The organism is Salinicola corii (assembly GCF_008298015.1).
Taxonomy (GTDB): domain Bacteria; phylum Pseudomonadota; class Gammaproteobacteria; order Pseudomonadales; family Halomonadaceae; genus Salinicola; species Salinicola corii.
Window position 1 is genome coordinate 243643 of record NZ_VTPX01000002.1, and the last position, 12876, is coordinate 256518.

At 61.5% G+C, this 12876-nt stretch carries 12 protein-coding genes; 9 read left to right on the forward strand and 3 right to left on the reverse strand.

Annotation, left to right across the window (positions count from 1 at the left end):
* Nucleotides 1-43: 43 nt before the first annotated feature.
* Nucleotides 44-628: a lipocalin family protein gene (locus F0A16_RS05095; RefSeq protein ID WP_149434308.1), complete on the reverse strand. Its 585-nt coding sequence runs from the start codon at nucleotides 626-628 to the stop codon at nucleotides 44-46.
* A 129-nt stretch (nucleotides 629-757) separates the two neighbouring features.
* The gene (locus tag F0A16_RS05100; protein ID WP_149434309.1) at nucleotides 758-1198 is read right to left on the reverse strand and encodes a hemerythrin domain-containing protein; all 441 of its coding nucleotides are present in this window, start codon (nucleotides 1196-1198) and stop codon (nucleotides 758-760) included.
* A 211-nt stretch (nucleotides 1199-1409) separates the two neighbouring features.
* On the opposite strand from F0A16_RS05100, the gene F0A16_RS05105 reads away from it, so the two are divergent.
* The gene (locus F0A16_RS05105; RefSeq protein WP_149434310.1) at nucleotides 1410-3170 is read left to right on the forward strand and encodes an IlvD/Edd family dehydratase; all 1761 of its coding nucleotides are present in this window, start codon (nucleotides 1410-1412) and stop codon (nucleotides 3168-3170) included.
* A 28-nt stretch (nucleotides 3171-3198) separates the two neighbouring features.
* Here F0A16_RS05105 and F0A16_RS05110 read toward each other — a convergent pair whose 3' ends face one another.
* A complete protein-coding gene (locus tag F0A16_RS05110) occupies nucleotides 3199-3927 on the reverse strand; it encodes a GntR family transcriptional regulator (protein WP_149434311.1) in 729 nt (242 codons plus the stop codon).
* A gap of 378 nt (nucleotides 3928-4305) precedes the next feature.
* Between F0A16_RS05110 and F0A16_RS05115 the strand changes: the two genes are divergently transcribed.
* From F0A16_RS05115 to F0A16_RS05150, 8 genes are all read left to right on the forward strand, one after another.
* Nucleotides 4306-5286 carry a tripartite tricarboxylate transporter substrate binding protein gene (locus tag F0A16_RS05115; RefSeq protein ID WP_149434312.1) on the forward strand — a complete coding sequence of 327 codons (981 nt, stop codon included), beginning with the start codon at nucleotides 4306-4308 and terminating at the stop codon, nucleotides 5284-5286.
* A gap of 32 nt (nucleotides 5287-5318) precedes the next feature.
* Entirely contained in the window at nucleotides 5319-5798 is a 480-nt protein-coding gene (locus tag F0A16_RS05120; RefSeq protein WP_149434313.1) for a tripartite tricarboxylate transporter TctB family protein, read from the forward strand.
* A 58-nt stretch (nucleotides 5799-5856) separates the two neighbouring features.
* Nucleotides 5857-7365 (forward strand): tripartite tricarboxylate transporter permease, encoded by a 1509-nt coding sequence (locus tag F0A16_RS05125; protein ID WP_149434314.1) that lies wholly within the window; start codon nucleotides 5857-5859, stop codon nucleotides 7363-7365.
* Between the two features lie 55 nt (nucleotides 7366-7420).
* A complete protein-coding gene (locus F0A16_RS05130; protein ID WP_149434315.1) occupies nucleotides 7421-8542 on the forward strand; it encodes a mandelate racemase/muconate lactonizing enzyme family protein in 1122 nt (373 codons plus the stop codon).
* 64 nt (nucleotides 8543-8606) lie between these two features.
* Nucleotides 8607-9530 carry a dihydrodipicolinate synthase family protein gene (locus F0A16_RS05135; RefSeq protein ID WP_149434316.1) on the forward strand — a complete coding sequence of 308 codons (924 nt, stop codon included), beginning with the start codon at nucleotides 8607-8609 and terminating at the stop codon, nucleotides 9528-9530.
* A 77-nt stretch (nucleotides 9531-9607) separates the two neighbouring features.
* Nucleotides 9608-10774, forward strand: coding sequence for an alpha-hydroxy acid oxidase (locus F0A16_RS05140; protein WP_149434317.1), 1167 nt, complete (start codon nucleotides 9608-9610; stop codon nucleotides 10772-10774).
* Nucleotides 10775-11188: 414 nt separating this feature from the next.
* Nucleotides 11189-11617, forward strand: a complete 429-nt coding sequence (locus F0A16_RS05145; RefSeq protein WP_239023716.1) for a hypothetical protein — start codon at nucleotides 11189-11191, stop codon at nucleotides 11615-11617.
* A complete protein-coding gene (locus F0A16_RS05150) occupies nucleotides 11610-12821 on the forward strand; it encodes a hypothetical protein (RefSeq protein WP_239023717.1) in 1212 nt (403 codons plus the stop codon). Before F0A16_RS05145 ends, F0A16_RS05150 begins: the two co-directional genes overlap by 8 nt.
* Nucleotides 12822-12876 lie beyond the last annotated feature (55 nt).

Genomic DNA, 12876 nt, shown 5'->3' on the forward strand with positions numbered 1-12876 from the left:
CGCCGCAGGCCCCGGGATGTCGACCAAAGCATGAGTGCCAGCCTCAGCCGCGGGTTTGGCCCGGCCCGTCGGCACGCGGGCAGGCAGCCGGGTCCTGGGAGACCTGGACCAGTTCGTCGACCGGAAACTCGAGTTGGCGGGCCTGCGATATCAGCGCCGTATAGGTGGGCTCGTCCAGTGTCGGATCCCGCGAAAGTATCCACAGGTAGTCACGGTCCGGACCGGCGACGAGGGCATGTTGATAACTTTCGTCCAGCGCCAGCACGCTGTAGCCCGCGTAGAAAGGACCGAAGAAGCTGACCTTCAGGTGGCCGACGTTGGGGTCCCCGGCGAAGCTGGCGTGCCCCTCGGCGCTCTCCCAGCGCCTCTTCGCAGGGTCGTAGCCGCGATTGACGACGCGGATGTCGCCATCGGCGCGGCGAGTGTACTCCGCGGTGACGCACTCCAGGCCTTCCTCGAAGCCGTGGTCGAGCCGGGCGATTTCGTACCACTGGCCCAGATACTGGTCGATCTGAAAGTCACCGACGGGCTGCGTTCCCTCGGGGACGCCCGTACAACCCGCGAGCAGAGTGAAAGGGGCGAGCCAGGTCAGCCGCGGATATCGCGGGAGTCTCGAGGGCAGCAACATGAGGATCCTTCCTTTTATGGCTGTTGCTGAGAGTTTCCCGATGAGAAAAAGTTGCATCCGCCGTCGCCGGATCCTGGAGAGACAATGCAGACGACCGCTCCGGCTGGAGCGGTCGGCAGGTACCGTCATTCAGCTGGCTTCCCGGCTCTCCATCTCGTGCCGGTAGGTCCTGGCCAGATCGGCCTTCGTCGAGTCATCCAGCGCGCGCCCCGCCAACTGGAAGACCTCATGCTCCTCCTCGTCGAGATGATGCGTCACCAGATGCTGGAGTTTCTTGGCGCTGGCCAGCCAACCCGGAGAGTCGTATTCGGTGGCTTCCAGCGTTTCCAGCAGCTCGTCGATCTCGTGATGTTCGGCAACGCTGTGCCGGGCCTTCTCTTGGGTCATGTCGTATTCCATCATCGGAATATAGAGCGCCCGTTCTTCGGCGGCGGCGTGATTCTCGAGTTCGGCGCGCAGTCGTTGGAACAGCTCGTCGCGGCCTTCACTGTCGCCGTGGGTCTTGACCAGCAGATCCAGCAGGCGGCGCTGCTTGTCGTGACTTTCACGTAGGTCTTCGAAAAGCGTCATCGTCCTCATCCTTGTGTCGCGGTCCTTGCGGGTATCGGCAGCGATTCATGGTCGCCGCTCGCTACAAGGTTAGGCGATGAGGATGGGGGCTGCTAAATCCAGTTCATGACCATCTCACGGCTGGCTGCGGCTTAAGTCGGATGTCATTGCCGCGTCAACTGTGGTTATTTGTGTCAATAATATTATTGATAATATTGACAATGAGGGTGCCATGGCAACCGACGGATCCAGCGACAAGCGGCACGACAATCATGACGAGGTGCGACGGACGGGCCTCAACCAGGGCCTGGTGAACTACGGCGACGCCGGTTTCTCCCTGTTTCTGCGCAAGGCCTTCATCAAGGGCGCGGGCTACAGTGACGATGCACTCAATCGCACCATCGTCGGTATCGCCAATACGGGGAGCGGCTACAACCCCTGTCACGGCAACATGGCGCAGCTGATCGAGGCGGTGAAGCGCGGGGTGATGCTGGAGGGCGGACTGCCGATCGAATTCCCCACCATCTCGATCGCGGAGAGCTTTTCGACGCCCACCAGCATGTACCTGCGCAACCTGATGTCGATGGATACCGAGGAGATGATCCGCGCCCAGCCGATGGATTCGGTGGTGCTCATCGGCGGCTGCGACAAGACCGTACCCGCCCAGCTGATGGGCGCCGCTTCCGCCAACCTGCCGATGCTCGAGCTGGTGACCGGCGCCATGCTCACCAGCGGCCATCGTGGCGTCCGCGTGGGCGCGTGTACCGACTGTCGTCGCTACTGGGGGATGTATCGCGGCCAGGAGATCGACGAGCAGGAGATCGAGGAGGTCAACGCCAAGCTGGTCGGCAGTGTCGGCACCTGCTCGGTCATGGGCACGGCCAGCACCATGGCCTGTATCAGCGAAGCGCTGGGCATCGCCTTGCCGGGCAGCGCCTCGCCGCCGGCGGTGACCGCGGATCGCATGCGCGTCGCGGAGGCGACAGGTCGCCAGGCCGTGATCAACGCGCGGGCAGGCGTGACGCCGGACAGTATCCTGACCGAGAAGGCGTTCGAGAATGCGCTGCGGGTGCTGCTGGCGATCGGTGGTTCCACCAACGGGATCATTCACCTGACCGCCATCGCCGGACGCATGGGCATCGACATCGATCTGGCCGCCTTCGACCGCATGAGCCGCGAGACGCCGGTGCTGGTCGATCTCAAGCCATCCGGTCAGCACTACATGGAAGACCTGCATCGTGCCGGCGGGCTGTCGACGGTGCTGCGTGAACTGAAGCCGTTGCTGCATCTGGACGCCATGACCGTGACCGGTCGCACGCTGGGCGAAGAGATCGACGCGGTGCCGGTATTCGACCAGCAGGTGGTACATCGCTTCGATTCGCCGCTCTATCCCGCCGGCGGGATCGCCTTCGTGCGCGGCAACCTGGCCCCCGACGGCGCGATCATCAAGCAGTCCGCCGCGGATGCCCGGCTGATGGAGCACGAAGGGCGTGCGGTGGTGTTCGAGGATGCCGAGGACATGGCGGCGCGCATCGACGATCCGGAGCTGGACGTCACGGCGGAGGATGTTCTGGTGCTCAAGCGAATTGGCCCGGTGGGCGCACCGGGGATGCCCGAAGCCGGGTATCTGCCGATTCCGCGCAAGCTGGCCCGGCAGGGCGTGCGCGACATGTTGCGAATCTCCGACGGCCGCATGAGCGGCACCGCGGCGGGCTCCATCGTGCTGCACGTGACGCCGGAAGCCGCCCTGGGCGGGCCGCTGGCACTGGTCGAAAACGGCGACCGGATTCGCCTGAGCGTCAGCGAACGCCGCCTCGAGCTGCTGGTCGATGACGCAGAACTGGCGCGACGCCGGGAAGGCTGGCGACCGGTCGCGCTGACCGCCGAACGGGGATATCGCAAGCTGTTCCTCGAACAGATCACCCAGGCGGATCAGGGCTGCGATTTCACCTTCCTGCGACCGCCGAACATCCAGCGTCGGGTGCCGAAGTGATGGCGGGCCTCGAGGCCGATCACTCGTATCAGCCGCCTTCCCGAATCCGGTACAGATGCAGATAACGTTCTTTCGAGGGCTGGAGATGCTGGTAGCAGAGGCGATGTAGCTCGGCGCGGTCCTGGCGCTCGAGCGCGTCGATCATGGCGAGATGCTCGTCCCGGGCCAGCAGGATGGCCTGGCGGTCGGTGGTACCGATGAAACGAATGGCGTGGGCCTTCTGGGCGAACTCGTTGATCGTATCGGCGAGGTAGTCGTTGCCGCAGGCCGCGAACAGCGTGCGGTGGAAGGCGATGTTGTGGTGGAACACCGCGCGCAGGTCGCCGCTCTCCACGGCTGCGCTGTGCCGCTCCTGTATGTCGGTCAGGGCCTCGATCAACGCGGGTGGCGCCGGCATCGGAATACGGTCCGCGGCGGCCTCCTCGAGGAGCTCGCGCATGACGTAGATCCCCTCCACCTCCTGGGGCGTGTAGGACTTGACGAAGGCCCCGCGATTCTTGATCCGCTCCACCAGGCCGGCGTTTTCGAGCTGAAACAGCGCCTGGCGCACCACGTGGCGCTTGCCGGCGAAGCGCTGCATCAGGTCCTCCTCGACCAGCCTCTCCTTGGGGTGCGCGCGATTGAGCACGATGTCCTCTTCGATGGCCGAGACGATATCGGCGACGCTTGCCCCCTCGGCCTGGGTGTCCGCGGGTTCGTCGGCGAGACGATGGCCGGTGTCGGCGGTGGTCGGTCTGGCGGTGTCTCGCTTTGGCATGAATGTGTTCCCGTCACGATGAAGTTCCCGTCACTCGGTCGCCATTGTCCGCAGCGGACAGGGGTTGGAGCAAGCGTCCCACGCTGCTGGATCGGCGATATCGCGCCACGGCCGGCTGCAGAATCGATTCTGCCACGCCGATTTCGACGATGACGCTGATTTTTCGGCTTATGGCGCCATTTTTCACGACGTTACTGCTTTAGTCTCTATTGGCATTAATATTATTGACAATATAATCGATAAATTAATACGTTCTTCTCATCGCGGCAAGAACAGCAAGACAAGAACCGGCGCGACAAGGACAGAAACGACAAGGACAGATACGACAGCGAACAAGCACGACAACGATAAACAGACTCCATTAGAGAGGAATCGACCATGTACGCCAAAGCCCTTTGCCACTGGCTGACGATCACCGCCGTGGCCATCAGTCTGTCTCCCCTGGCGCAAGCCGCCGATTACGTGGGAGGCGATGAAGTCACCGTTCTGCAGGGTTTCAAGCCGGGGGGCGGGAGCGATGCCCTGGCACAGCTGGTCCAGCCGCGCCTGAGCGAGATCCTCGGCGTCGATTTCGTCAACGAGTACATGCCTGGCGCCACCGGGGCCGTGGCCTGGACGCGACTGGCCAAGCAGTCGCCCAACGACGGCAGCACCATCAGCATCACCAACACGCCGATGCTGATGACCAACTACATCATGAACGATGCCATCACCTACAACACCGACGAGATGACCCCGATCGCCAACGTGGTGACCGACCCGGGCATCGTCGTTGTCAGTGCGGACAGCCCCTATCAGACCATCGAGGATCTCTTCGCGGCCGCCGAGCAGAGCCCGGGTACCGTGACCATCGGCAACTCCGGCGTCGGCGGCGACGACTTCTTCACCACCATCCTGCTCGAGCAGGCCAAGGGGCTGTCATTCAAGAAGGTGCCGTTCCAGGGCGATGGCCCCTCTGCGACGGCGGCCATGGGCGGCAAGATCGATGCCAGCTTCAACAACGTCGGCAATGTCTACGGTCAGGTCGAGTCCGGCAACCTGAGGGCGCTGGCGGTGTTCGCCGAAAAGCGACTGACCAGCCTGCCTGACGTGCCCACCATGAAAGAGAAGGGGGTCGATGTGGTGGCGGGCTCCTCGCGTGGCTACAGCGCGCCGGCGGGCATTCCCGACGAGGCCCGGCAGCAACTGATCGCGGCGTTCCAGACCCTGGCCAAGGATCCCGACTTCCAGGCCCAGGCGGAGAAGCGCGCCATGAATCTCGATGTCGTCACCGGCGATGACTACCGCGCCATGATCGACAAGATGGAAAGCGACTATCGAGAGATATGGGATTCGGTCAAGGATCAGATAGGTCGTTGAGTAACCTGCGAGTCGTCGAGGAGTAAGGCGCCATGAACGTCAGTCGTTTGCTGCTGGGAGTGTTCGGCATCGTCGTGGCCGGCGTCTTCTTCCTCGATGCCAGCCAATATCCCCGTGCCGCCGCCCAGATGCCGATGATCTATGCGGTCTCCGTCGGGCTGCTGTCGCTGGCGATGGTGGCCAGCGAGCTGCGGCTGCAGCGTCGCGCGCCGGCCACTCGCGGCACCGTCGCCGAGCCAGTCGACCGGGAAGCTGACGAGGCATCGCTGGCGCCTAGACGCTGGGCGGCGGTCGCCGCCATCTTCCTGCTGGCGGTGGGGTACGTCGCGGTGATGACGACGCTCGGCTATGTGCTGGCCACGGCGCTGTTCATGGCCCTGGCGCTGGCGATTCTGGGCACCGTGAAGTGGGCCTTCGCGCTGATCGCTGGCGCGGTGCTGATCGGCATGGTCTGCCTGGTGTTCGTGCAGTTCCTGGGCCTGCCGATTCCGCTATTGCCGAACTTCCTTTAAGGCCTTGTCGGAACGGGTAGCCACGACGCTCGATTCGAGCACAGGAGTGTAGACGCGCATGGATTCCTCTCTGGTGATGATCGGGCTGGCCAATGTGCTCAGCGTCAACAACATTGCCTGCATCCTCGGCGGTACGCTGCTGGGGCTGTTCGTCGGGGCAATGCCAGGGCTGTCGGCGACGATGGCGCTGGCCCTGCTATTGCCGCTGACGTTCAGCTTCGATCCGGCGACCGGGCTGAGCATGCTGGCTTCGCTCTACGTTGGGGCGTCCTACGGCGGCTCCATCGCCGCGATTCTACTACGCACGCCGGGCACGCCATCGGCGGCGGCGACCGTACTCGACGGCTTCCCGCTGTCGCAGCAGGGCAAGGCGGGACAGGCGCTGGGCATCTCGCTGTTCGCCTCTTTCTTCGGCGGGCTGATGAGCGGCATCGCGCTGCTGACAGCGGCTCCGCTGCTGGGCACGCTGGTGCTCGAGTTCGGCCCGGTCGAGCTGTTCGCCATCGCCGTGCTGGGCATCACCATCATCGGCTCGCTGGCTCAGGGATCGGTGATCAGTGGTCTGCTCTCCGGTGGACTGGGGCTGCTGCTCAGCACCGTCGGGATGGACCTGACCACCGGGACGCCGCGCATGACCTTCGATCAGATCAACCTGTTCGGTGGGATCGATTTCACGGTGGCACTGATCGGTCTGTTCTCGGTGCCACAGGCGCTGACGCTGATCGAGAACTCCCACCAGGGCGGCAAGGTGGCCAGCCGTATCACCGACCGCTTGATGCCCCGGCTCGCCACACTCAAGCAGTTGATGCCCAATATTCTGCGCTCCAGCGGCATCGGCATCGTCGTGGGGCTGATCCCCGGCACCGGTGGCGATACCGCGAGTTGGTTCGCCTACAACGAGGCCAAGCGCTTCTCCAAGGACAAGAGCCGTTTCGGCAAGGGCGAGATCGCCGGGGTTGCCGCGCCGGAGGCCGCCAACAACGCAGTCGTCGGCGGTGCGCTGATTCCCACCATCGCCCTCGGAATTCCGGGAAGCTCCTCCACCGCAATCCTGCTCGGCGCGCTGATGGTGCAGGGCATTCTGCCCGGCCCCAATCTGCTCACCGACTACGGCGATGTCACCTATACCCTGATCTGGGCAGTGATTCTCGCCAACGTCGCGCTGCTGGTGGTGGGGCTGGCGTTCACCAAGATGAGCGTCTCGGTGACCAAGATTCCCGATGGCTTCATCGCCTGCGCGATTCTCACTCTGTGCATCATCGGTGCTTTCGCGATCAACAACAGCCTGTTCGATGTCGGGCTGATGCTGGGCTTCGGTCTGTTCGGCTACTGGATGAGCAAGGCGGGCGTATCGCCGGCGCCGATGGTGATCGGCCTGATCCTGGGGCCGGTGATGGAGACCAGCTTCCAGCAGTCGATGCTGATCGGCAACGATAGCTTCGGTGTGTTTCTGGAGAGCCCGATTGCGACCGTTCTGCTGCTTCTGGCGCTGCTCTCGATACTGCAGGCAACACCGTTCTTCCGTTGGCTGCGCATGCCGTTCAAGCGCCGCCTGAAGCAGAGTTGATTCGTGACGCGTGGATTCATCACATTTGGGTTAGCCCATTCTGGAGAGATGACCGATGACGAGAATTACCGATGTGCAGGCGCGAACGGTCAATGTCGCGCTGGAGAATCCGACCAGCTTTTCCAACCGGCAGGTGCTCAAGCGCGACTATGCGCTGGTCAAGGTGACCGGCGATGACGGCGTCAGTGGCATCGGCTTCTGCTATGGCGGCAACAACGCCGGTCACCTGGTGACACAGGCGGTACGCGATCTGCTCAAGCCGGTGCTGATGGGGCAGGACACTCATCGTGTCGAGGGACTGTGGCAGGAGATGTATCAGGAGGGTTTGCTGCATGGCCGCACGGGTTCGGTGATGAGGGCGCTCAGCATCCTCGACGTGGCGCTGTGGGATCGCAATGCCCGCGCCGCCAATCTGCCGCTCTATAAATTTCTCGGTGCCAGCGATGAACACAGCGTGGCAGCCTATGCCAGCGGCGGTTATTACCTCGAGGGCAAGACGCCGACCAAGCTGGCGGAAGAGATGTCCGGCTACGTGGACAAGGGCTTCAAGGCGGTCAAGATGAAGGTGGGGCGCGAGGACCTGGCTGGCGAAGAGGCGCGGCTGGCGGCCGTCCGCGAAGCCATTGGGCCCGATGTGCTGCTGATGATGGACGCCAACAACGCCTGGCATGATCTGCCGTCGGCCCTGGCATTTGCGCGCATGGCCGAGCCCTATTCCCCTTACTGGATCGAAGAGCCGTTCAGCCCGGACGATATCGACAATCATCGCCGTCTGGCCGAGCGCACGCCGATTCCGGTGGCGACGGGCGAGATCGAAGCCGGGCGCTGGCGTTTCAAGGAGCTGCTGGACAAGGAAGCGGCGATGATTCTGCAGACCGATGCGGCGGTCTGTGGCGGGGTGACGGAATTCCGGCGTATCGCCGCCACGGCGGCCAGTTATGGCGTGGAGATCTGCCCGCACTGGTTCCATGATCTTCACGTGCATCTGGTCGGCTCGACGCCGAATGCGCCTTTCGTCGAATTCTTTGCCGACGATCAAGTGCTTAACTTCCGTAGACTGATCGACACGCAGTTGACCTTCAGCGACGGACGTCTGCATCTGCCCCAGACGCCGGGTTTGGGGTTCGATTTCGACGAGGCGGCACTTTCCCGCTACGCCGTCGACCCCTGGTCCTGAGTCGATCGATCAGGGGCGACGCTTCTACCACCACCCATTACCTGCCTGCCAGAGGTCCGTGCTCATGTCGTCGAATGCGCCCTGCGGTACCGTACTTTCGCCGGTCATCACGCCGTTTCGCGATGACCTTTCCCCCGATGCGACGCGCTTCGTCGACCACTGCCGCTGGCTGATGGCCAACGATGTCGGGCTGGCGATCTTCGGCACCAACTCCGAGGCCAACTCGCTGTCGCTGCAGGAGCGTCTCGAGCTGCTCGACCATCTGGTCGCGGCGGGGATCGACACCGCCCGGCTGATGCCGGGAACCGGCTGCTGCTCGATACCCGACAGCGTGACCCTGACGCGACATGCCGTGAGCCAGGGGGCGGGAGGCGTACTGATGTTGCCACCGTTTTACTACAAGGGCGTCTCGAAAGAGGGGTTGTTTCGGTTCTACTGCGAGGTAATCGAACGGGTGGGCGACGAGCGATTACGTCTCTATCTCTATCACATCCCGCCGGTGGCACAGGTGCCGATCGGACTGGGCCTGATCGAACGTCTGCTGAAGCGCTATCCCGAGGTCGTGGCGGGGATCAAGGACAGCTCGGGCGACTGGGCCAATACCCAGGCCGTCATCGATGCTTTCGGCGCGCAAGGGTTTCGGGTCTACGCAGGCAGCGAGCGCTTCCTGCTGCCCACGCTGCGGGCCGGCGGTGTCGGATGCATCAGTGCCACCGCCAACGTCAATCCCCGCGCGATCTCGGCGCTGGGCGCCCATTGGCAAGATGAGGATGCCGATGCGAACCAGCAGGCGTTGAACGAGATTCGCGATATCTTCGAGAGCGTGCCGATGATCCCGGCGCTCAAGGCTGCTACCGCCCATTTCGGCGGTGATTCCGCCTGGAATCGCCTGCGGCCGCCACTGGTCTCGCTCGACGACGGCCAGCGCAACAAACTGCTGACGGCGCTGAAACGGGTCGGTTTCTCGATGCCGGGGCTGGCCGAGTGACTATCGCTGCCATCGTCGACATCGACAGCATCGCCGCCGTAATCTCGAGCTCTCTGCTCTACGCGTAAGGATCATTCGTGACGCGTCAACAACGCCGCCTTTCCCGTATTCGCAACTTCCTGGATCTCGAACGTGCCGGCGAGCGCCATCTTCCCCGGCCGATCCACGGATACGTCGCCAACGCAGCGGAAGAGGGCAAGAGCCTGGCCGCCAATCGCGCGGCCTTCGACGATTACTGTTTCCTGCCGCGGGCGTTGATCGATGTCTCTCGCGTTTCCCTGGAAACCGAGCTGCTGGGCCGACGCTATGCGGCGCCGTTCGGTATCGCGCCCATGGGGATCAGTGCGCTTTCCGCTTATCGGGGGGATATGGCGCTGGCTCGCGCTGCAGCGCAGGCGGAGGTGCCGATGATCATGAGCGGCTCGTCACTGATTCCGATGGAAGAGGTGGCCAGGATCGATGGCAGCGACTGGTTCCAGGCTTATCTGCCGGGGGATCGGCCTGGCATCGAGGCGTTGATTGCACGCATCGAAAGAGCCGGTTTTCGTAATCTGGTCATCACCGTCGATTATGCCGTCCCCCCCAACCCCGACAACAATCGGCGTAGCGGTTTCTCGTCACCGATCCGCCCCAGTGCCCGCTTGATGCTGGATGGGTTGCTCAAACCACGCTGGCTCTATGGCACCTTCTACAAGACGCTTCGCCACCACGGCATTCCTCACTTCGAAAACAATCACGCGACCCGGGGCATTCCGGTCATCTCACGCCACGTCAATCGCGACTTCTCAGGGCGCTCTCACCTCGACTGGGATTACCTCGCACTGGTGCGAGAGCGCTGGCCGGGGAGCTTGATCGTCAAGGGCATCCTGCATCCCGAGGATGCCCGGCGCGCCAAGGCGCAAGGTGTCGATGGAATCATCGTTTCCAATCACGGTGGCAGGCAGTTGGACGGCACGATTGCCCCGTTGCGTGCGCTCCCCGAGGTCATCGAGGCCGTGGGTGACTTTCCTGTCATGATCGATAGCGGCTTCCGGCGCGGTACCGATGTGCTGAAAGCACTGGCATTGGGCGCCCGCTTCGTCTTCTTCGGTCGCCCTTTCAATTACGCGGCCGCCTACGCCGGAGAAGCCGGTGTCAGCCATGCGATCCATCTGATGCGGGCAGAGATCACGCGGGATATGGCGCTACTTGGCATCACTGACATTCGTCAGATGAACATGAGCCGGCTACGAAAAAACCTCTGACGCCTCCGTCACGAATCGTAACTCCTTCCGACATCGTTCTCGAGTAGCCTCGATCGGTCTGGTCGCTGGGCGAGTCACGGCAATATGAGTATGCTGTGATGGACGCTCTGCGAATTGGGGGGCTAAGTCAAGGCTGCCTTTTGGCTTGGCCAAGCAATTCACAGGACAGCGCATAATAATGCAGCAGTAGGGGACAGCAACGATGCTGAAAGAGAAAGCCGGTAGCCTAATCCATGAGATAGCCGCCGTTCCTGGTGTGGTTTCGGGAACGTCAGCCACTCCGACCGGCCATGCTGGGCGATGAATCGAATAAGACCAAGTCGCAGATGTCTCTGAAACGCAATCGATTTCGGGTCGGGGTTTGTCTTTGACAATCATCATGGCGAAAGCAGACAGATCAGGGAGTCGTGACGCATGCGGCGGACATTGACCGGCTGTGTGCTACTGCTCTCTCTGTTATCCGTCGATAGTTTCGGAGACGAGCCCGCAACCGTCGTTATCGCCAACAAGACGGTACAGCAGGCTTCCCTTCCGCTGGAGACGTTGAGGGCCATTTTCGCGATGCGACAGAGAACCTTCCCCGACGGGCAGGCCGTGCACGTCTTCGTCCTGCCGGACGACAATCCGATTCACGAGGATTTTTCCAAGAAAATCTTGGGTGTTTATCCGCATCAACTCCGACTCGCCTGGGATCGTGCCGTGTTCTCCGGCACTGGGCAGGCCCCCAACGAGGTCGCCAGCGAAGCCGAAATGATCGAGGACGTCGCCTCCACGCCCGGCAGTGTCGGATACATCAAAAAAACAAGCCTGAATGGTCAGGTTCGGGTGCTCGACATTGAATAAATCGTTATCAAGTGACTTTGCGAAAGCCGCCATTGCCGTTCTCGTCATGGTCGGCCTGCTGTTTCAGGTACCCGTGAGCAGAGCCGCATCGCTGCCCGATACCTTTCAGGTGCACGGTTTCATGAGCCAGGCACTCATCGTGACCGACCATAACGATTTCTTCGGGCCCAGTAGCGAGGGCGGCGGAAGCTGGGAATACACCGAACTGGGCCTGAACGCCTCCTTTCGACCGCTCAGCAACGTGTTGGTGGCGGGACAGCTACTGGCCAGGCAAGCCGGGGATGATGGCGAGTTGAATGATCCCGAACTCGATTATGGCGTGGTGGATTATCAGTTTTTAACTGATAACGAAAATACAATGGGTGTACAGTTTGGACGATTCAAGAACCCGTTCGGGCTATATAACCAGGCAAGAGATGTCGCGATTACACGCCCCGGCATACTGTTGCCACAGTCTATCTACTTTGATCGCACCAGAAAGCCAGCGCTGAGTTCTGACGGTGTCATGGGATACGCTGAACGACGCATGGATAACAGCGTGGTCAGGTTTCAGGTCGGCGTCGGGAAACCCAGATTCGATAGCCAAGTGGCAGGATCATTGTTAGGCAGCGATGGTTTGGGGGATTTCTCTGGAGAAAATTCCTACATTGGCCAGTTAAAATACGAGTACGGTGGCGGTGCCGTTGTGCTTGCACTGACAAATGCCAGAGTAACAGCTGAGTTCGACTCCACAGATGAAGCACCGGGAAATGGTGACTTTTTCTTCGAGCCGTGGATTTTTTCTTTTCAATACAATCAGGAAAAATGGTCTTTTACGGCTGAATACGCGCTCAGAAATTTGAAGACTGAGGGCTTTACCAATCCCTATAACTACGACGTTACCGGTGAGAGCTGGTATGTCCAGTACTCAAGACGACTGAGCACCACCTGGGACTGGATTGTGAGGTATGATTCATACGTAGTGGACCGAGGAGATAGACGCGGAGAAAATTTCGCGGAACAGACCAATCGGCCTGCGTTTTCTCGATATGCCAAGGATTGGACAACCGGATTTCAATGGCAAGTTTATCCTCGTTTCCTTCTGTCGTCAGAACTGCATCATGTCGAAGGCACAGGATGGCTACCTGTGACTAGTGGTAGGGCTTCTGAAAACCAAGATAAATATTGGGACATGCTGCTATTCCAGGCTTCCTATTTTTTCTAGCGACGCCAATTTAAGGCTGATTAAATGCACAATCGGAAGGGTGTTTTTCGTGTTA